At 64.7% G+C, this 19,163-nt stretch carries 24 protein-coding genes and 1 riboswitch; of the genes, 11 read left to right on the plus strand and 13 right to left on the minus strand.

The window, feature by feature from the left end; translation table 11 throughout:
• Window positions 1-20 precede the first annotated feature (20 nt).
• The 3 genes from hisS (at window position 21) to AC0L21_RS14775 (ending at window position 2,448) form a co-directional block, all read left to right on the plus strand.
• Entirely contained in the window at window positions 21-1,550 is a 1,530-nt protein-coding gene (gene hisS, locus AC0L21_RS14765; RefSeq protein ID WP_473262587.1) for a histidine--tRNA ligase, read from the plus strand.
• A 55-nt stretch (window positions 1,551-1,605) separates the two neighbouring features.
• Complete coding sequence (locus AC0L21_RS14770; RefSeq protein ID WP_473262588.1) at window positions 1,606-1,854, plus strand: tautomerase family protein; 249 nt, start codon at window positions 1,606-1,608, stop codon at window positions 1,852-1,854.
• A gap of 198 nt (window positions 1,855-2,052) precedes the next feature.
• Entirely contained in the window at window positions 2,053-2,448 is a 396-nt protein-coding gene (locus AC0L21_RS14775; RefSeq protein ID WP_473262589.1) for a thioesterase family protein, read from the plus strand.
• A gap of 126 nt (window positions 2,449-2,574) precedes the next feature.
• Here the strand turns inward: AC0L21_RS14775 and proC are convergent, their stop codons facing one another.
• Together proC and AC0L21_RS14785 are read right to left on the minus strand one after the other, a co-directional pair.
• A complete protein-coding gene (gene proC, locus AC0L21_RS14780) occupies window positions 2,575-3,399 on the minus strand; it encodes a pyrroline-5-carboxylate reductase (RefSeq protein ID WP_473262722.1) in 825 nt (274 codons plus the stop codon).
• A gap of 196 nt (window positions 3,400-3,595) precedes the next feature.
• A complete protein-coding gene (locus AC0L21_RS14785; protein ID WP_007614845.1) occupies window positions 3,596-4,096 on the minus strand; it encodes a type III secretion system chaperone family protein in 501 nt (166 codons plus the stop codon).
• A 412-nt stretch (window positions 4,097-4,508) separates the two neighbouring features.
• A riboswitch (FMN riboswitch) is annotated at window positions 4,509-4,668 on the plus strand.
• A 76-nt stretch (window positions 4,669-4,744) separates the two neighbouring features.
• Here AC0L21_RS14785 and AC0L21_RS14790 point away from each other — a divergent pair.
• Window positions 4,745-5,323: a 6,7-dimethyl-8-ribityllumazine synthase gene (locus AC0L21_RS14790; RefSeq protein ID WP_473262590.1), complete on the plus strand. Its 579-nt coding sequence runs from the start codon at window positions 4,745-4,747 to the stop codon at window positions 5,321-5,323.
• 76 nt (window positions 5,324-5,399) lie between these two features.
• Here the strand turns inward: AC0L21_RS14790 and AC0L21_RS14795 are convergent, their stop codons facing one another.
• From AC0L21_RS14795 to AC0L21_RS14830, 8 genes are all read right to left on the minus strand, one after another.
• Window positions 5,400-6,434 carry a D-alanine--D-alanine ligase family protein gene (locus tag AC0L21_RS14795; protein ID WP_473262591.1) on the minus strand — a complete coding sequence of 345 codons (1,035 nt, stop codon included), beginning with the start codon at window positions 6,432-6,434 and terminating at the stop codon, window positions 5,400-5,402.
• Window positions 6,431-7,459, minus strand: coding sequence for a putative zinc-binding metallopeptidase (locus tag AC0L21_RS14800; RefSeq protein ID WP_473262592.1), 1,029 nt, complete (start codon window positions 7,457-7,459; stop codon window positions 6,431-6,433). Before AC0L21_RS14800 ends, AC0L21_RS14795 begins: the two co-directional genes overlap by 4 nt.
• Window positions 7,460-7,600: 141 nt before the next feature.
• Window positions 7,601-8,554 carry a ribose-phosphate pyrophosphokinase gene (locus AC0L21_RS14805; RefSeq protein ID WP_007596822.1) on the minus strand — a complete coding sequence of 318 codons (954 nt, stop codon included), beginning with the start codon at window positions 8,552-8,554 and terminating at the stop codon, window positions 7,601-7,603.
• 193 nt (window positions 8,555-8,747) lie between these two features.
• Window positions 8,748-9,362 (minus strand): hypothetical protein, encoded by a 615-nt coding sequence (locus AC0L21_RS14810; RefSeq protein WP_473262593.1) that lies wholly within the window; start codon window positions 9,360-9,362, stop codon window positions 8,748-8,750.
• A gap of 113 nt (window positions 9,363-9,475) precedes the next feature.
• Window positions 9,476-10,243 carry a peptidoglycan editing factor PgeF gene (pgeF, locus tag AC0L21_RS14815; protein WP_473262594.1) on the minus strand — a complete coding sequence of 256 codons (768 nt, stop codon included), beginning with the start codon at window positions 10,241-10,243 and terminating at the stop codon, window positions 9,476-9,478.
• Window positions 10,240-11,358, minus strand: coding sequence for a class I SAM-dependent methyltransferase (locus tag AC0L21_RS14820; protein ID WP_473262595.1), 1,119 nt, complete (start codon window positions 11,356-11,358; stop codon window positions 10,240-10,242). Before AC0L21_RS14820 ends, pgeF begins: the two co-directional genes overlap by 4 nt.
• Window positions 11,359-11,379: 21 nt before the next feature.
• Window positions 11,380-12,225 (minus strand): prolipoprotein diacylglyceryl transferase, encoded by an 846-nt coding sequence (lgt, locus tag AC0L21_RS14825; RefSeq protein ID WP_473262596.1) that lies wholly within the window; start codon window positions 12,223-12,225, stop codon window positions 11,380-11,382.
• A 14-nt stretch (window positions 12,226-12,239) separates the two neighbouring features.
• Window positions 12,240-12,971 (minus strand): dienelactone hydrolase family protein, encoded by a 732-nt coding sequence (locus tag AC0L21_RS14830; protein ID WP_473262597.1) that lies wholly within the window; start codon window positions 12,969-12,971, stop codon window positions 12,240-12,242.
• 168 nt (window positions 12,972-13,139) lie between these two features.
• Here AC0L21_RS14830 and AC0L21_RS14835 point away from each other — a divergent pair, with 168 nt between their 5' ends.
• The 4 genes from AC0L21_RS14835 (at window position 13,140) to ychF (ending at window position 16,062) form a co-directional block, all read left to right on the plus strand.
• Window positions 13,140-13,391 (plus strand): accessory factor UbiK family protein, encoded by a 252-nt coding sequence (locus AC0L21_RS14835; RefSeq protein ID WP_135170330.1) that lies wholly within the window; start codon window positions 13,140-13,142, stop codon window positions 13,389-13,391.
• Between the two features lie 184 nt (window positions 13,392-13,575).
• On the plus strand, window positions 13,576-14,295 hold the full coding sequence (locus AC0L21_RS14840) for a 50S ribosomal protein L25/general stress protein Ctc (RefSeq protein ID WP_027565369.1): 720 nt from the start codon (window positions 13,576-13,578) through the stop codon (window positions 14,293-14,295).
• Window positions 14,296-14,353: 58 nt separating this feature from the next.
• Window positions 14,354-14,959, plus strand: a complete 606-nt coding sequence (gene pth / locus AC0L21_RS14845) for an aminoacyl-tRNA hydrolase (protein WP_018453522.1) — start codon at window positions 14,354-14,356, stop codon at window positions 14,957-14,959.
• 5 nt (window positions 14,960-14,964) lie between these two features.
• Complete coding sequence (gene ychF, locus AC0L21_RS14850) at window positions 14,965-16,062, plus strand: redox-regulated ATPase YchF (protein ID WP_247489249.1); 1,098 nt, start codon at window positions 14,965-14,967, stop codon at window positions 16,060-16,062.
• A gap of 117 nt (window positions 16,063-16,179) precedes the next feature.
• Here ychF and AC0L21_RS14855 read toward each other — a convergent pair whose 3' ends face one another.
• Window positions 16,180-16,476 carry a DUF4282 domain-containing protein gene (locus tag AC0L21_RS14855; protein WP_018453524.1) on the minus strand — a complete coding sequence of 99 codons (297 nt, stop codon included), beginning with the start codon at window positions 16,474-16,476 and terminating at the stop codon, window positions 16,180-16,182.
• Between the two features lie 178 nt (window positions 16,477-16,654).
• Between AC0L21_RS14855 and AC0L21_RS14860 the strand changes: the two genes are divergently transcribed.
• The 3 genes from AC0L21_RS14860 (at window position 16,655) to AC0L21_RS14870 (ending at window position 17,934) form a co-directional block, all read left to right on the plus strand.
• A complete protein-coding gene (locus AC0L21_RS14860; RefSeq protein WP_473262598.1) occupies window positions 16,655-17,107 on the plus strand; it encodes a MaoC family dehydratase in 453 nt (150 codons plus the stop codon).
• Window positions 17,107-17,589, plus strand: a complete 483-nt coding sequence (locus tag AC0L21_RS14865; protein ID WP_473262599.1) for a MaoC family dehydratase — start codon at window positions 17,107-17,109, stop codon at window positions 17,587-17,589. The genes AC0L21_RS14860 and AC0L21_RS14865 overlap by 1 nt, the downstream gene beginning before the upstream one ends.
• A gap of 198 nt (window positions 17,590-17,787) precedes the next feature.
• Window positions 17,788-17,934: a hypothetical protein gene (locus AC0L21_RS14870; RefSeq protein ID WP_007614826.1), complete on the plus strand. Its 147-nt coding sequence runs from the start codon at window positions 17,788-17,790 to the stop codon at window positions 17,932-17,934.
• A gap of 39 nt (window positions 17,935-17,973) precedes the next feature.
• Here the strand turns inward: AC0L21_RS14870 and AC0L21_RS14875 are convergent, their stop codons facing one another.
• Entirely contained in the window at window positions 17,974-18,111 is a 138-nt protein-coding gene (locus tag AC0L21_RS14875) for a hypothetical protein (protein ID WP_007614812.1), read from the minus strand.
• Window positions 18,112-18,392: 281 nt separating this feature from the next.
• Entirely contained in the window at window positions 18,393-18,815 is a 423-nt protein-coding gene (locus tag AC0L21_RS14880; RefSeq protein ID WP_007614810.1) for a hypothetical protein, read from the minus strand.
• Window positions 18,816-19,163: the final 348 nt, after the last annotated feature.

Raw genomic sequence — 19,163 nt, forward strand, 5'->3', positions numbered from 1 at the left:
TCGGCTGGTAAACGCCGATCATGAAAGACAAGGCCGAAAAACCCAAAAAACCGCAGAAACTGAAGGCACGCCTGCCGCGCGGGCTCGAGGATCGCGATCCCGCCGCGATCCGGGCGACGCGCGAGATGGTGGAGAAGATCCGCGCCGTCTACGAGCTCTACGGGTTCGAGCCGGTGGAAACGCCGGCGATGGAATACACCGACGCGCTCGGCAAGTTCCTGCCCGACCAGGATCGTCCGAACGAGGGCGTGTTCTCGTTCCAGGACGACGACGAGCAGTGGATTAGCTTGCGCTACGATCTGACCGCGCCGCTCGCACGCTACGTCGGCGAGCGATACGGGACCGACGGTCTTGTCCTGCCCTACCGCAGCTACCGCGTCGGCTACGTCTTCCGCAACGAGAAGCCCGGCCCCGGTCGCTTCCGCCAGTTCATGCAGTTCGACGCAGACACGGTCGGCTCGGCGACGCCTGCGGCGGATGCTGAGATCTGCATGATGGCCGCGGACACGATGGAGGCGCTTGGTGTTCAGCGCGGCCAGTACGTCGTGAAGGTCAACAACCGAAAAGTGCTCGACGGCGTTCTGGAAGCAATCGGACTCGGCGGCGAAGAGAACGCAGCACGCAGACTGACCGTGTTGCGCGCAATCGACAAGCTCGACAAGTTTCCTGCCGAGGAAGTGCGCAAACTGCTCGGTCCCGGCAGATGGGATGGCGGCGAAGAAGGCAAGGGCGACTTCACGAAGGGCGCCAACCTGAACGCGTCGGAGGCTGACGTTGTGCTGGCCATCACCAAACCGCGCGACGATTGGAAAGAGGCGATCGCCGCGGCGGAAACCTATCTCGCCAAGAGCGAAGTCGGTCAGGCTGGCGTGAGCGAGCTGGAAGAAATTGCGAAACTGGTGACGGCGTCGGGTTACGGCGCAGACCGCATCAAGATCGATCCGTCCGTGGTGCGCGGCCTCGAATATTACACCGGCCCCGTCTACGAGGTCGAACTGCTGCTCGAGACCAAGGACGACAAGGGCCGCCCGGTCCGTTTCGGCTCGGTCGGCGGTGGCGGCCGCTATGATGGTCTCGTCTCGCGCTTCCGCGGCGAGCCGGTGCCGGCGACCGGATTTTCCATCGGCGTATCGCGCCTTCAGGCAGCGCTGACGCTGCTCGGCAAGCTCGACACCCGGCCGGAATTCGGCCCCGTCGTCGTCACCGTGTTCGACCGCGATCGCGTCGCCGACTACCAGAAGATGGTTGCAAGCCTGCGAACCGCCGGCATCCGCGCCGAGCTCTATCTCGGCAATCCCAAGAACATGGGCAACCAACTCAAATATGCCGACCGCCGCAATGCGCCTTGCGTCATCATCCAAGGCTCGGATGAAAAAGCGCGTGGCGAGGTACAAATCAAGGACCTGATCGAGGGCGCGAAGGCGGCGGCCGCGATCGCTTCCAACCAGGAATGGCGCGAGAGCCGCCCTGCGCAGTTCTCGTGCAGCGAGGCCGACCTCGTCGCCAAAGTGCGCGAGGTGTTGGCGCGTCATGACGTGAGCTGGGGCTAGCCATTCGCTGACGCCGCCATGCCCGGGCTTGTCCCGGGCATCCACCTCCTGTTTGATGGCGACCGTCAATGGCCGGTGTTCGGCCCCAAGGGAGAGAAAAATGCCTGAGATCACCGTCAGCATGGCCGAAGGCCGCACCGACGAACAAAAGGCCGGCATGATGCGCGACATCACCCAGGCACTGGTGAAGAATCTCGGCGTCGACGCCGACGCCGTCGTCATCCAGATCAACGAAGCCCCGCTCCGTCACAAGATGAAGGGCGGCAAGACGTTCGTGGAGCGCGCGGCGGCTGCGAAGAAGTAGTCGCGGCTGGAGCAACATACACCACCGTCGTCCCGGCCTAGTGCGCAATTGCGCACGGGGGCCAGGACCCATTACCCCAAGCGGCAGTTGTTGCAGCAGGTCGTGGTTTAGAGCGCGCATTACAACGTTGAGTCGGGGTAATGGGTCCTGGATCGGCGCTCGCTTTGCTCGCTTGTCCAGGACGACGGGGGAGGCCCCATGGACGCACGTGACTTCATCAAGGTCGGCATGAGCGCCGAGCGCACGCTGGTGGTGCCGGTGGAGCGCACGGTCGGGCATTTCGTGCCCGGCATGCCGATGGTCTATGCGACGCCGATGATGATCCTGGAAATGGAGATGACGTCAGGCGATGCGATCCGCAGCGTCCTTCAGCCGGGCTGGGTCACCGTCGGCACTGAGGTCGATATCCGCCATCTTGCAGCAACCCTTGTCGGCGCGACGGTGCGGACCAGCGCGAAGGTTTTCGCAGTCGAGCGCCGCGTCATCCGCTTCGAGGTCGAGGCCTTCGAGGGCTCGCGCAAGCTCGGCGAAGGCCGCCATGCGCGCGGGCTCATTAATGTCGCGATGTTCAACAAGCGGCTGGGGGCGAGCTAGGAGCCGGTTGCTCTGCCCTCATCCTGAGGAGACCGCGCAGCGGTCGTCTCGAAGGATCGCGACAGGCGAGAGCCGGGCCTGCATGGTTCGAGACGGCGCTTCGCGCCTCCTCACCATGAGGATCAGCTACTTCGCCAATTCCTTCGACCGCTGCGTCGCCGCTGCGATGGCGCGGATCATCAGATCGCGCAGGCCTGGTTCGCCCATCAGCACGCCGAGCGCCGCGGCCGTGGTGCCCCCGGGCGAGGTGACGTTCTGGCGCAGCGTGCCGGAGGCAAGCTCCGACTGGTGGAGAAGTTCACCTGAGCCGGCGACGGTCTCGCGCGCGAGTTTTGTCGCCAGCGCTTCGGGCAAGCCGGCTTCGACACCGGCGCGCGCGAGCTCTTCGGCGAGCAGAAACACATAGGCCGGGCCCGAGCCGGAGACCGCGGTCACCGCGTCCATCAGGCTCTCGTCGTCGACCCATTCGACCGAGCCGGTGGCCCGTAGCAGCGCATCGGCCACCGCGCGTTGCGGCGTGCTGACGCTGTTCGCGGCGACAGCCACCGTGATGCCGCGACCGATCGCGGCCGGCGTGTTCGGCATCGCGCGTACCACCGCGCCGCCGCAGACCTCCTCGAGCGAGGCGATCGTGGTTCCCGCCATGATCGACACCACCGCGGTCTTGTCCGAGACGAATGGTTTCAGCTTGGCGCCGGCCTCACGGAACATTTGCGGCTTCACCGCGACCACGAGCGTCTCGACCTGGCCTGCCGTCGCCACATCAGGATTGAGCGCAACCCCCTTGGCGGCAAGTGCGGTGATCTCGGCCGAGATGTGCGGATCAATCACCGCGACGCGGCACGGATCGAGCCCGCCCGAAAGCCATCCGGTCAACATCGCGCCGCCCATCTTGCCGGCGCCGGCGAGAAGGATGGTGCCGGTGATGTTTTGGAGCGTGTTGTTCGCCACTGTGGTCACCACAAATTCGGTGTCGTCCCGGCCTAGTGCGCAATTGCGCACGGGGGGGCCGGACCCATAACCCCGCATGTTTCTAGTGGATGGAAGGCAGAGCAACAAGCATGGCGCGATACAGCGAAATCACGCGGTATGGGTCCCGGATCTGCGCTCCGCTTGTCCGGGACGACTTGGAGAGGGAGGCGAGACCCTACGCCTCGCCCACCGTATCGAACATGGCCGCGTCCATGGCTTCCGTCGTGGACTTGCCGGCCCACACCACGAACTGGAACGCCGGGAAATAGCGCTCGCAGGCGTGGATGGCGCCGGCGAGCATGGCTTCGCATTGCCCGGTGGAGGCGATGAGCCCGCCCGGCAGCACCAGGGCCTGCCGGTGCATGATCATGCCGGTGGTGGTCCACAGGTCGAAGTGCCCGACCCACAACTGCTCGTTGACTGCGGCCACGAGCCGCTGGACCTCCGATCGCCGCGCAACCGGAATCTTCATATCGAACGCGCAGGCCAGATGCAGCGCCTCGATCTCTCCCATCCAGGTGAAGGAGATCTGGTAGTCGGTCCATTGTCCTTTGGAGACAATCGTGAGTTCGTCTTCGCCGGAGCGTTCGAACGGCCAGTTGTTGCTGGCAGCGATATCCTCGACCACCGCGAGCGGATGGTTTTTGGAATCGATGGTGCCTTCGAGCAGGGACATGCCGTCTCGACCTCTTGCCTTTTTGTTGTCTTTGATACGCACGCGGTTGGTCCGGCGCGCGCTCCCCTAAACATCGTTAAGGCGATCCGTTCGGATCAGCGCGGGCTTGTCGCGGATCAACTGATGTGATTTGCGGAATCTGCGCAACTGGCTGCCGAGTCCGTCCACAAGTCAGGACTCGTTCGTCCACAGCTCATCTCGGCCACAATTATTAACGCGGGGGAGGCCGGGCCGGACGGAGAAGAACAAACCGGAATCGGATTCGCCGATGGCCCGCCAATCGTTAATTCCGCCGCGTGCCCACTGGACCGCCATGGCGGCATGGGACCATGCGGTTTTCCCATGCGGAACCCGCTTGCCGCGGCCCCGAACCGGCGTCATATTTCCGGTCAGGCCGTTCATCCCGGGCGGCCGATGTTCTCAGGGCGGGGTGAAAGTCCCCACCGGCGGTAAGGACCGAAAGGTCCAAGCCCGCGAGCGCCTTCCCCAAAGTGTGTTGCTGAGGGGAAGGGTCAGCAGATTCGGTGTAACTCCGAAGCCGACGGTTAAAGTCCGGATGAAAGAGAACGGTCGGTGGCAGACGCATCGCAGGATGCGGCTGTTTGTCGTTCCGTGTGCCCTGATTCTGGTCCTTAACTGAGGAAAGCCATGAATCAGATGTTGCAAGACCCCCAAGTCCAAACTTCCAAAGCCGAAACCTCCCAACCAACCCAAACGCCACCGCCGGTTCCGCAGGATCCGGTGCCCGACCATCCGCGCTTCGCGAAACCGCAGCGGGTGGCCTTCGTGCAGGCCTGCTGGCACCGCGACGTGGTCGAGGAGGCCCGCATCGCCTTCGTGAAGGAGGCCGAGGCGCGCCACCTCAATCATGTCGACGTGTTCGAGGTGCCGGGCTCGTTCGAGATCCCGCTGCATGCGCAGATTCTCGCCAAGACACGACGCTACACCGCGATCGTCGCGGCTGGCCTCGTCGTCGACGGGGGCATCTACCGCCATGAGTTCGTCGCCGACACCGTGATCAAGGCGTTGATGGACGTGCAGCTGCGTACTGAGGTGCCCGTGTTCTCCGCGGTGCTGACGCCGCAGCAATTCCACGAGACCGAGGTGCACTACGATTTCTTCCGCAGGCATTTTGCAATCAAGGGCGTCGAAGTGGCGGCCGCTTGTGCGGAGACATTGCTCGGGCTCGAACGCCTGCGCGGCCAGGTCGCGGCGGGAATCGTGTAACGCCGCGCAACGACCATCCCTCATCCCGAGGGGCGCGAAGCGCGTCTCGAAGGATGAGGGGCGATCGCCCCCGTCATCACCCCAGTGACACTCCCGCCTTGGCGCGGCTGATCCCGAGCGCCAGGATGCGCTGCAGCAGAGCCGGATATTTGAGCCCGTCATGTAGAGCCGCCGTGGCGAATTCCTGGCTCTTGGCGATCTCGGGATTGGGATTGGCTTCGATGAAATACGGCGTGCCGTCGGCGGTGAGACGAAAATCGATGCGCGCGTAGCCGTCGAGGCCAAGCACCCGGTAGATGCGTTTCGCGGCCCGCTGGATCCTGGCGGTCACTTCCGGCGCCAGATCCTTCGCAGGCCCGTCGACGATGCCGACCTTCTCCTGATAGTCGGTGTCGTGCTTGGCCTTCTCGGTGGCGATGTGCCGTGACGAGCGGCCGCCCATGCTGCCGAATTTCAACTCCCAGACCGGCAGAACGCGTAAGCGGTTGTTGCCGAGCACGCCGACGTAGAGCTCTCGTCCCTCGATGAACTGCTCGGCGATGGCGGCGGATTCGACCCGTTCGTGGATGAAGGCAACCCGCTCCGCCAGCTTCTCGTCGGTGTCGACGATCGAGGCTTGCGAGATGCCGAACGAGCCATCCATGTTCAGGCTCTTGACGATCAGCGGCAGCGCAAGACGCGTTGGGCGTTTCACCTTGCGGCGCATCGGGAAGACAGCAAAGGCCGGCGCAGCGATCCGGCGGTGATGCACCAGCGTCTTGGACAGATCCTTGCCGCGGGCCAGGGTCAGGCCGCGCGGATTGCAGCCGGTATAAGGGACCTTCATCAGCTCGAGATAGCTCGCGATGTGCTGGTCGAAGGCGACGTTGTTGTGGAATTCCTCCAGCAGCGTGAACACCACGTGCGGCTTGAACTCCTCGATCGCCTCGCGCACCGGCCTGATTTCCTCCTGTGCGCCTAGCGGGCGAACCTCGTGGCCGGCTGCGCGCAAGGTACTCACCACGTCGTATTCGGTTTTCCACGCGTTGATTTCCTGCGCGGTGTGCCCGTCGCTGGAGTCCGGCGGCACGAAGTCCGGATGCATGAGCACCAGAATGCGCAGACGTCTCATAGCGCGATCCATTTTCGTCGAGACGGGCCAAACATCGTGTGCATCGTCTTGGCCGTCACGAGGACGATGAAGTCGAGCACGAGCTTCTGTTCAGGACCGACGGCACGCAGATCGAGCTCGCGACAGCGGGAGATCATCTCGTCGAGCACGGCATCGAGCGTAAGCTGATTCTCGCCGGTCCATCGCGCGACCAATTGCCTGATCTGGGAGCGGTGGCGCCTGATCAGGGCCGAAGCCGGCTTTGAGCGGTGGTGCCGTGGATCGGCTGAAAACAGCCGGGAGAGATCGCGGTCGTAGGTCTTGGGGGGCGTGAAGGCGTAGAACGCCTGCTTCTTCTTGTAGTGCTCTTCGAGCGTCTGGCTGAGCCGACCCAGCGTATCGACACGTTCCCGTGTCGTGATCAGCGGTCGCTTGCCCGCGATCTCGCCCATCAGCTCGTCGACATATTCGAGCTTCTTCAGCGCCGGCCAGCCGGCATATCGCGTCCGCCAGTTCGAGCGGGGCCGCAGCCACACTGCAAAAGTTTCGGCGAAATCCTCGTCCGGGTGGCTCTGCGCGTACCAGAGCCGCAGATGCTGGACGTAGCGGCGGCTCGCCGGATTGGGCCGGTAATAGCGCGGATAATGTTTCGACGACGGGCCGAACAGTTGCTGCCAGCGCCGGCGGCGCTGCAACTGGTAGCCGTGCTGTATGGCGTGGCCCGCTTCGTGACGGAGGATGGCCATGCATTCGCGCCAGGTTCCGCCCTCGATGTCGAACATCATCTTCTTCTCGAGCTTCATCAGGCGGGGATGAGCGAGATAGAACGGAATGGCGATGCCGGGAACGCCGCCCGGACTGAACCATTCACTCGACATCCAGGTGTGCGGCCGCAGCCGGATGCCGCGCTCCTCGAGCTCCTCGTACAGGGTGCTGACGCAGTCCTCGAGCCAGGTGCCTTCGACCGTAACCCTCAGGCTGGAGAGGCGTTGCTTGAGCAACTCGTCATCCGACAGCTTCTCCCAGGCAAATTTCCGGCGTGGCATCGGGCATCCAGAGGGCAGAGATGACTCGGGATTCGGATGATGTCATGGGCGGTCGTTGGCAACAACCCGGGGGCTGCCTCGTAAGGGACGGTAGACGCTCGCACTCCCTCTGCCCGCAAACGGGAGAGGCGAAGAAGAAAATCAGTCGAACAGGCTCGACACCGATTCTTCCGCCGCGGTGCGCGCGATCGCGTCGGAGATCAGGCTGGCGATCGGCAGCGTGCGGATGTTCGGCGCCTTGCTCACTGCCTCCGTCGGCAGGATCGAATCGGTGATCACCAGCTCCTTCAGCCTGGAGTTTGTGATCCGGGCGGCCGCGCCGCCGGAGAGCACGCCGTGGGTGATGTAGGCGTAGACGTCCTTGGCGCCCTTGGCGATCAGCGCGTCGGCGGCGTTCACCAGCGTGCCGCCGGAGTCCACGATGTCGTCGATCAGGATACAGGTGTAGCCGGCGACGTCACCGATCACGTTCATGACCTCGGATTCACCCGCCCTCTCGCGGCGCTTGTCGACGATCGCGAGCGGGGTGTTGATGCGCTTGGCGAGACCGCGTGCGCGCGCCACGCCGCCGACGTCGGGCGAGATCACCATCGTCCTGGAGAGGTCGAACTTGTCCTTGATGTCGCGCACCATCAGCGGTGCCGCGTAGAGGTTGTCGGTCGGGATGTCGAAGAAGCCCTGGATCTGGCCGGCATGCAGGTCGAGCGTCATGACGCGGTCGACGCCGGCCTGTGTGATCAGATTGGCGACGAGTTTTGCCGAGATCGGCGTGCGCGAGCCCGATTTGCGGTCCTGCCGGGCGTAGCCGAAATAGGGCAGCACCGCGGTGATGCGGCGCGCCGAGGAGCGGCGCAGTGCGTCGGTGATGATCAGCAATTCCATCAGATGGTCGTTCGCCGGGAACGAGGTCGACTGGATGACGAAGGCATCCGAGCCGCGCACGTTCTCCTGGATCTCGACGAAGATCTCCATGTCGGCGAAGCGCCGCACCACCGCCTTGGTCAGCGGCAGGTCGAGACCTTGCGCGATGGCCTGAGCGAGAGCCGGATTGGAGTTGCCGGCGACGAGCTTGATGGAGCCGTTCTTGGCCGACATGGACGCTTCCTCCCGCGCTTTGCTGGACACGATGTTCAACATCAAACAATACCCACTGGAAGCACGGTTACGACGGGCGAGGAAATATCAGGCCGGGGGCTGCAATGGCAACCCGGGACGCTACGTTTTCCCTGCGAAATCCCGAGTCCGGCCAACGGTTTGGCCGGAAATTGGGGCCGTGGTTTCGCGGGGGTTATCGCTCGGCATAGCCCAGCGCCGAGGCCGGCATCTCCGCCGCCGCAGCCTCCGGGATCACGCTCGCCACGGCCGGCCCGCGCAACCCGGGAGCCGAGCCCGGCGCATCCGGCGTGCCGTTGATCATGTTGGAAAGTCCGCTGAATCCGGCCTGGGCAATCTTCCGCAGCACGAGGTCGTCGGCAGCGGTCCAAGGATCCCGGCCGCCCTTGGCCGCAGTCGGTTCCTCGCCGGAAAGGCGCAGCGCCCGCTGCTGGTTGGCGTCGTAGACGTCCCAGACCCAGGCGATCACCGTCTTGCCGCGCACGATCTGGGCGGAGAGGTAGCTGCGCACGCGGTAGGCAGCCGTCCCCTCGCGGGAGACCACGGACAGGCTGCGCAGCTTGGATTCGGTGTCGAGCACGCCGACCATGCGGTCGAACACTTGCGGCGGCGGTCCGTCGATCGATTCGAACGCGACCGTCGCCCCCGAGCCGGCGCTCGGCGCCATGGCGTAGGAGTTCGCGGCACCACCGCCACCGGCACAGCCGCAGAGCGCGGCCGCAGCCGTCAGCAGCATGACCGCCAGCACGCGCGAACCCGCGCGGCGCAAGATGAATGACGCGTCCCTCATTATGGAGGGCAGCGATATCGTTAAAACGCATTAACGTCTAGGGCGGGTGCGCCACAGCCCACTGTCATCGCGCGCAGGCATAGCCCCGGAATGACACGGGGTTGCCCTTGTGTTCACGCTTCGAGCGCAATCGCGTGAACGTGGCGGCCGTAATCCGGCTCCTTGCGATGCACCGAGCGGCGGTAGCTGAAGAAGCGTTCGTCGGCGTAGGTGTCCAGACCGAGATCGTCGATCATCAGGATGCCCGCGGCTTCCAGACGCTTGCGGATGAAGCCGGCGAGGTCGAACATCGCGTGGCTCTCGCGCACCGACGGGATGAAGAACATGGCGTTGTCCGCATCCGCCTCGATGAAGCGCGCCACGAACTCGTTGCCGACTTCATAGCTGTCCTGGCGGATCAGCGGGCCGATCGCGGCGATGATGCGGCTCCGCGAGGCGCCGAGTTTTTCCATCGCTGAAATGGTCTGCTCCAACACGCCGGTGAGCGCGCCCTTCCAGCCGGCATGCGCGCCCCCGATCACGCCCGCGTCGGGATCGACGAACAGCACCGGGCCGCAATCGGCGGTGGAGACGCCGAGCGCGATGCCGGGCACCTTCGTCACCAGCGCGTCGCCCTTCGGCCGCGGCCCGCTCGGCCACGGAGCGTCGGCCACAAGCACGTCGGGCGAATGGATCTGGTGCAGGCTGAGAAAGCGTTCCGGTGCGACGCCGACATGCTCGGCCATGCGGCGGCGGTTCTCCGCGACAAGTGCCTGATCGTCGTTGGAGCCGAGCCCGCCGTTCAGCGCGGAATAGATGCCGCCCGAGACGCCGCCTTCGCGGGTGAAGAAGGCGTGGCGCAGGCCCGGCACCGCAGACAGCAGCGAGGAGGCAACCGTCATGAACCGTCTCCGGCGCGTTCCAGATCGCTGAGGCCCGCAAGGCCCGTCAACCGCGGCTCGGAAATGCCGAGCACCTTGAACATCGAACCCATGCCGCTGCGCCCGGTCTCGGTCAGGCGCTTGAGCGCGATTGAAATGTCGGTGGCGACGTCAGGCGCGGCCTTCTGCATCAAGGCGGCGGCACGGGTTTCAATGCCGACGCGTTTGAGGAAATCGCCCTGCGTCACCGGCCCGTGCACGCGGGCGCCCACGTCCTCCGCCCCGCGCGCGAGCGCCTGGAAGTCGACATGGGCCGTGACGTCGGCCTGGCCCGGCGCCTTCAGGGGATCGGTGAAGGTGTGGCGCGCGATCGCCTGGAAGGTGTCGCCGGCATCGCTGCGCAGATGCCCGTAATCGATGATCAGCGCCGCGCCGTCCTGGTCGCGCGCGCGGCTGGCGAGCTTCATGATCTCCGCATCGGGCCGCCATTCGAACACGGCCCCGACGGGCGCGGCGCGCACCAGGGGTGGCAGCAGCACCTCGAAGCGCGGCGTCGGCTCGGCCGCCGCGCCGAATTGAAGTTTTCCGTTGGCGTCGACCTCGATTACGCGCTCGTGCCAGCCGTTCTCGTGCCGCACCATCTGGTGGATCGGCAGCACGTCGAAATATTCGTTGGCGAGGATAATGCTCGGTCCGTCCGGCACGTCGTCGATGCTGTCGTGCCAGGCGATGTTGCGCACGCCCGACAGCGTCGCACTCTGCCGCTCGCGCAGGACGGGATTGACCTCGACCATGTGGATGTGGAGTGCCTGATAGAGCGGCGGCAGCACGCGGAGCGCACGCAGCGCATCGGCCATCATGGTGCCGCGGCCGGGCCCGAGCTCGATCAGCCGCAGGAATTGCGGCGAGCCCATCTGCTTCCACACCGAGGCGGTCCACAGGCCCAGGAGCTCGCCGAACATCTGGCTGACCTCGGGCGCGGTGGTGAAGTCGCCTTCTCGTCCCAACGGATCGCGCGAGACGTAATAGCCATAGCGGGGATGCATCAGGCACAGTTCCATGTACCGCCAGACCGGCATGGGGCCTGAGGATTTGATCAGCGCCTTGATCTCGTCGAGTAACGGCTGGTCGGTCACGGCCTATCTTCTCAAAAGAAATTAACGAATAGCACCTGCGGGCTTCAGCGCACCGCGCCTCACTGCCAATACAATAAGTATGCCGCCCACAATAAGCATCGGGATCGACAACAGCATGCCCATGGTTAATCCGCCCCAGAGGAAGCCGAGCTGGACGTCCGGTTCGCGGAAATGCTCGCCGGCGATCCGGCTCAGACCATAGATCAGGATGAAGGCGCCGAGGATCATGCCCGGCCGTTTCAGGGCACCAAAGCGGATCATGATCGCGAGGGCCGCGAACAGCAAAATGCCCTCCATGCCGGCCTCATAGAGCTGGCTCGGATGACGCGGCAGCTGGGTGGGATCGTTGGGGAAGATCATCGCCCAGGGCAGCTCCGGGTCGGCGGCGCGGCCCCACAATTCGCCATTGATGAAATTGGCGATGCGGCCGAGCAGCAGCCCGACCGGGGCAACGGCTGTGGTGATGTCCCCGAGCGACAGGATCGAAATGCGGTTGCGATAAGCGAACCACATCACCGCCACGACGCAGCCGAGGAAACCGCCGTGGAAGGACATGCCGCCTTCCCAGAGCCTGAAGATCGCTGCGGGATGGTCGATGAAGAAGGGCAGATTGTAGAACAGCACATAGCCGGTGCGGCCGCCGAGAATGATACCGAGCGTAACCCACAGGATGAAGTCGTCGATCTGCACCAGCGACATCGGCGCCGGGCCACCCCACAGCCGCTCTTTCTTCAGGAGCGAGCGCGCATAGAGCCAGCCGAACACGATGCCGCAGATGTAGGCCAGCGCATACCAGCGGATCGCGAACGGACCGATCTCGATCGCGATCGGCTTGAAGGCGGGAAAGTCGATGAGAAGAAGTTGCATCGCGCCTTCTATGTCTAGACGAGATTGCGGCGATAGAGCGCCAGCAGACGCTCCCAATGCCGCTCGGCGGCGTCGCGGTCATAGACCGGACGCTTGGGGAAGGCGAAGCCGTGGTGGGTGCCGGGATAGATCTCGACTTCGGCTTTGGCGCCGCTCATGCCCTGCTTCACCTTCTCGATGATCTCGGCGGGCGCGTAGATGTCGGTCTCGGCGCAGGCGAAGTAGAGTTCGGCTTTGGTCTTGGCGGCCGCGAGATGCGGGCTGTCATCCTGGTCGGTTGCGAGCTGCGTGCCGTAGACCGAGGCGGCGGCCTTGACGCGATCGGGGAAATGCGTGGCGGCGTTGACGGCGTAGCGGCCGCTCATGCAGTAGCCGACGGTGCCGATCAATTTGGTGTTCGCGGCCGCCTGGCTCTCGGCGTAGGTCAGCAGCGCGCGCGTGTCGTCCATGATCATGGGGATCGTGAGCGATCCCATCAGTGCGAACATGCGCTTACGCTCCGGCGCGTTCGGATCGGCCGGCAGCGCGCCGAGCTCCATCACCCCGGAGCGGTAATAGAGGTTCGGCAGCATCACGTAATAGCCCGATGTCGCGAGCCGGCGCGCCATGTCGCGCAGCTCTTCGCGGATCGCCGGCGCGTCCATGTAGAACAGGATGACCGGAAACGGCCCGCCGCGTTCGGGATGGCTGATGAAGGTTGCGGTGTGACCGTCCTTGGTAGGGATCGCGATCTGCTGGTCGATCATCTCGAGCGCCTTTGTGATTCTTCTTATGCAGGGACGTTGAATACGATTGCAAGGAAACCGGGGCATGACAAGGATACCGCCGATCGGCCCTTGAACCGGCCCGATCGGATTGCCATTGTCTCCCCGCGCGTTCGCGCAGAGTTCATCGAAAGCCGCCAGGAGACCGACATGACCCAGACCAACAACCGGTTTTTCGACGAGATCGGCCGCCTGATGAACGACGCCGCCGGTGCCGCGCAGGGCGTCAAGCGCGAGTTCGACACGGTGATGCGCACCCAGGCCGAAAAATTCCTGCGCGACATGGACCTGGTCAAGCGCGAAGAGTTCGAGGCGGTCAAGGACATGGCGCGTCTGGCGCGTGAAGAGAACGAGGCTCTGAAGACGCGCATCGCGGCGCTGGAGGCCAAGCTCGGCGGCTAACTCCGCCGGGGTCCATCCGGGCGATCCGGTTCCGCCCGGTAGCCCATTCTCCTTGTCATTTCCGCGTCTTCCGGGTAAAAGCCCGCCACGTTCGCAGCCCCCGCACCCCTGGAGGCTTGCTGCGGCGTATGCCATGGGCCGCGTTGCGGCCCATTAACTTTTGCAAAAACAAGGACTTAACGTTATGGCGACCGTCAAGGAATTGAAGGCGACCGCACGTCCGAAGAGCGGCAAGGGGGCCGCCCGGGCTGAGCGTCGCGCCGGGAGAGTGCCCGGAGTGATCTACGGCAACAACCAGCCCCCGCTGACCATCTCGGTTGACGATCGCGAACTGCGCTCGCGCATCCTCGCCGGCCGGTTCCTGACTACGCTGGTCGACATCGATCTTGAGGGTAACAAGCACCGCGTGATTCCGCGCGACTACCACCTCGATCCGGTCAAGGATTTCCCGATCCACGTCGACTTCATGCGGCTCGGCGAAGGCGCCACCATCCGCATCAGCGTTCCCTTGCACGTGGTGAAGGCTGAAGGTTCGCCCGGCGTGAAGCGCGGCGGCGCCGTCAACATCGTTGCGCATGCGATCGAGCTCGAGTGCGGCGTGGAGAACATCCCGCAGTTCATCGAGGCTGACGTCGGTTCGCTCGAAATCGGCCACTCGCTGCATCTCTCCGACATCAAGCTGCCGGCCGGCGTGAAGGCGCTGACCGCCGAGGACGCGACCCTCGTCACCATCGTGCCGCCGTCCGGCTACGCCGAAGAGCAGAAGGCCGCGGCTGCTGCTCCTGCTGCGGGTGCTGCTGCTCCGGCGGCTGGTGCCGCTCCGGCTGCTGGTGCTGCTGCTCCGGCAGCGGCTGCCAAGGCCCCGGCTGCCAAGGCTCCCGCCGGCGGCGACAAGAAGAAGTAATCTCTCAAAGCTGGCGCGCGGTCCCTGACCGCGCGCCGAGCGAGGGGCGCGCCGCGTCATGCGACTCTTTGTTGGGCTCGGCAATCCCGGCCCGAAATTCGCACGTAACCGGCACAATGTCGGCTTCATGGCCGTCGACGAGATCGCGCGGCGTCATGGGTTCGCACCCTGGCGCCGCAGGTTTCAGGGCGAGACCTCGGAAGGTACGCTCGGCACCGAGCGCGTGATCCTGCTCAAGCCGATGACCTACATGAATGATTCCGGCCGCAGCGTTCAGGAAGCGGCAAGCTTCTTCAAGATCGCGCCGGGCGACGTCACCGTATTCCATGACGAACTCGAACTGCCGCCGGGCAAGGTGCGGGTGAAGATCGGCGGCGGCATCGCCGGCCACAACGGCCTGCGTTCCATCTCCGCCCATATCGGCAACGAGTACCGCCGGGTGCGGCTCGGCATCGGTCATCCCGGCGTCAAGGAATTGGTGCACGGCCACGTGCTGTCCGACTTCGCCAAAGCCGACAACGACTGGGTGGCGACGCTCTGCGACGCGGTGGCCGAGCACGCGGCACTGGTTGCCAAAGGCACGGACGCGACCTTCGCCAACAGGGTGCACCTCGCCATGCAGGCGAAGGGATTTTTGACCAAGGACGACAACGGCAAGGAATAACGCTCGTGGGATTTAAATGCGGGATCGTCGGGTTGCCCAATGTCGGCAAATCGACCTTGTTCAACGCGCTGACCGAAACGGCCGCGGCGCAGGCGGCGAACTATCCGTTCTGCACGATCGAGCCGAATGTCGGCGAGGTTGCGGTGCCGGATCCGCGGCTCGACAAGCTCGCAGCGATCGCCAAGTCGGGCCAGATCATCCCGACCCGGCTGACCTTCGTGGACATCGCCGGCCTCGTGCGCGGTGCGTCCAAGGGTGAAGGCCTCGGCAACCAGTTCCTCGCCAACATCCGCGAGGTCGACGCCATCGCGCATGTCGTGCGCTGCTTCGAGGATTCCGACATCACCCATGTCGAGGGCAAGATCGCCCCGCTCGCCGACATCGAGACCATCGAGACCGAGCTGATGCTCGCCGATCTCGACAGCCTCGAAAAGCGCGTCGACAATTTGTCCAAGAAGGCCAAGGGCAACGATAAGGACGCCAAGGAGCAGCTCGACCTCGTCAATCGCACCCTGGTGCTGCTGCGCGAGGGCAAGCCCGCGCGCCTGGTCGAGCGCAAGGCCGAGGAGGAGCGTGCCTTCGGGATGCTGGGCCTGCTCTCGTCCAAGCCCGTGCTCTACGTCTGCAACGTTGAGGAAGGCTCGGCCGCATCAGGCAATTCGTTTTCGAAGGCGGTGCAGGACCAGGCCGCCAAGGAAGGCGCCATTGCCGTCGTCATCTCGGCAAAAATCGAATCCGAGATCGCCACCATCTCGCGTGACGAACGCGCCGATTTCCTGGAGACGCTGGGTCTCGAAGAGGCCGGCCTCGATCGCCTGATCCGTGCCGGCTACACGCTGCTCGACCTCATCACCTATTTCACGGTGGGCCCGAAGGAAGCGCGCGCCTGGACCATCTATCGCGGCACCAAGGCGCCGGGCGCGGCCGGTGTGATCCACACCGACTTCGAGAAGGGTTTTATCCGCGCCGAGACCATCGCGTATGAGGACTACGTCGCGCTCGGCGGCGAAGCCGGCGCCCGCGATGCCGGCAAGCTCCGCCTCGAAGGCAAGGAATACGTCGTCGCCGACGGCGACGTGATGCATTTCAGGTTCAATACGTAAGCTGACGTTGTCATTCCGGGGCGCGCGAAGCGCGAGCCCGGAATCCATTCATCCACTTGTCTTGAGGCTCGATGGATTCCGGGCTCGCCTCTGCGAGGCGCCCCGGAATGACGGGCCTCACCGCACGCCGCCGCCCTGATCCCTGATCGCGCCGAGATGCTCGTTGATGCGGAAGATGATCAGGATCAGCTCGGCGAGAATTCGCGAGAACACGATCCCGACGACGACGCTCGCGATCGACGACAGCAGCATCAGGAAGCCGCCGAACGGGCTGATCGCCATCATCGCGAGGCCGGAGAAGATGCCGGAGAGGCCGAACAGGCAGATCAGCGCGATCACCAGCCAGTAGAAGGTCTTGATGATGGTCGGCGTGATGAAGCGGTCCCATTGAAACAGGTCGCTGAATGAAAACATTGCTCTCCCCAGGGCAATTCAGGTGTCGTCGGGCCTTGCAAATGGATCGTGGCCCCTGATCGATCCGACTCAAGATCAACGCCGGTGCGCCGAATGTAGCACGAGCCATGCGGGCCGGCGGGTTGAGATTGCCGCAAAGTGCGGCCACAATCTGTCATTCCCTCAAACCTTTCCCAAGATGACCCTGACCTTCGAAGATTTCCCGCCCGGCCGGTTCGGAACATTCGGCCCACGCCATGTCACGCGCGACGAGATCGTGGCCTTTGCCGCCGAGTTCGATCCGCAGCCGATGCACCTCGACGAGGAGGCCGCCGGCAAAAGCATGCTGCGCGGCCTGTCCGGCTCGGGCTGGCATCTCTGTTCGCTGATGATGCGGATGATGGCCGACGGTTTCATTACCCGCGCCGCTTCGCTGGGATCTCCCGGCGTCGATGAAGTGCGCTGGCTGTCGCCGCTCAGACCCGGCGACGACCTCATGCTCGACGTCGACGTCGTGGAGGCCCGCGCCTCGAAGAGCCGGCCGGAGCTCGGCATCGTCAAGTTCAAATGCACCGTGCGTAACGCGGCGGGGCAGGCGTTGTGCGAGATGACGTCACCGATCCTGATCAAGCGGCGCGAGGGGGCGGTCTGATGCCGTTTTTCGAGGAGATCGAGATTGGGCATCGCCGCGAGATCGGCGCCTATACGTTCACGGCCGAGTCGATCAAGGCATTCGCCGCAAAATTCGATCCGCAGCGTTTTCACCTCGACGAGGAGGAGGGCAAGAACTCGCTGTTTGGCGGGCTCGCGGCCTCGGGCTGGCATGTCGGCTCGGCCTGCATGAGCTTGCTTGTCGCCGACGGCCAACGTCTGGCGCGGGAGGCCGCTTCGCGCGGCGAGGAGATCGCGGTGTGGGGCCCGTCGCCGGGCTTTCGCGATCTGCGCTGGATCAGGCCGGTGCTCGCCGGCGACATCGTCACTTATGCCAACGTCGTCATCGACAAGCGCAGCTCCGCCTCGCGACCGGGCTGGGGCATCCTGACCGCGCGCACCACCGGCACCAACCAGCGCGGCGAGGACGTCTACGCCATCACCGCAACCGCCTTCGTGCCGATGCGTGTGAACGGCGGTTAGATTCGTTCCAGGATGAACGGCAAAAACAGCGTGCGAGTGTTGCCCCCGCGCTATGGACGCGATTCCAAGTGGCTGCCATAAGCCTGCGCAACATGGTTTTCCCGCGGAGCAATGCGCGGAACCATCGAGTTGCTAACCAATTATGAACCTGTCGCTGTCTATTTGAACGAACTGGGCAGAGTACAGGGGACGAGGACCATGGCAGACCGCGGCGCACTCAAGCTGGTCGGATTTATCTTTGCTACCGCCACGCTGGCCGTGATGCTGGTCGCCGGCATGGTGGTGAAGGGCTATGCCGATGGTGCCTACACCCTGGAAGCCTCGACCGTGGAAGCCACCCGATAAGATTTCGTTAACTCCGCGGGGCCGGCATCAGGCCCCGCCTCAGCGGCTATAGACGAACGCCAAGATCGCGATCGCAACCGCCAGCAATCCGACAAAACGCAGCATGATCGTGCCGAACTGGTTCGGCGCAGGTCGCAGCGGTATCGGGTCGGTGGTGTCGGGCCGAATGCTTTCCATGACATGTCCCCAGGCGCGGCCGCGATGGCAAGAGCGCTTGGCGTTAGTCGCCGGGGGGATGCGGGAAGTTCAAAACCCTCCGCAGTCATGCCCTGCGAAAGCGGGGCATCCAGTACGCCGAGGGCTCTCGGTTCTAGCCTCGATGCCTCTGGAATACTGGATCACCCGCTTTCGCGGGTGATGACATTTTTCATGGGGCGCGTGCGCACCGTCACACCCCGTGAACAAAACCGCCGCGCCCCTTTCGGAACGCGGCGGCCGGTGATGCGTGATGTCGGCGATCAGCTGTTGCGCAGGCCGTCGGCGGCGCGCTTCCACTGCGAGACGTTGTCGGCGATCATGCGGGTCGACTTCATCGCGGCCTGGCTGAGCTGGGCGTAGCCGGAGATCTCGCGCTGGACGCGCTGGCCTTCGGCATGGAGCAGGTCGCGCAGGCTCTCGAGCTCGGAGATCAAATTCTCGATCTCGGCGAGCGAGGTGCCGGCGACGCGCTGGATCAGCGAGTTGACGTTGGTGACGGTGGCCTCCGCGCTCGGATCGAGCGGCGGCGCGTCCGTGGCGGTCGCTGCCGGACGGCGCAGATAGGCGATGTCGTTGCGGACGAAGTCACGGATGCCGGCTTCGACTTCCGTCACTGCGGCGAGGTTGGTGTCGATGGTCTCGGTCTCGGTACCTTCGGTCTTTTCCGGACGCATGGCGTTCATCGTTGTTCCCCTGTTCGCGTTGAGCGCAGCGCGAGTGTCCCCCGCACGACGACGTCGGTCTGGGACTAGGGCGTCGGATTTTGGCCGCAACTTGGCCGAGGTGCGGCAAGGGCGGTCCATTCGGGGGCTTTGCCGTGGCGTATGGTTACGGAAGTCTGAACGCGGCCGCGGAGAACTTTCTGGTTCCTCATGGTGAGGAGCGCGAAGCGCGCGGCGGGGCGGGGGGGGGGGCCCCCCCCCCCCCCCCACGGGGGGGGGGGGGGGGGGGGGGGGGGCGGGCGGGGGGGGCGGGGGGGGGGCCGCGGGGGGGGGGGGGGGGCGGGGGGGGGGCCCCCCCGCGGGCCCCGC

This window comes from Bradyrhizobium sp. WSM4873 (assembly GCF_055811355.1).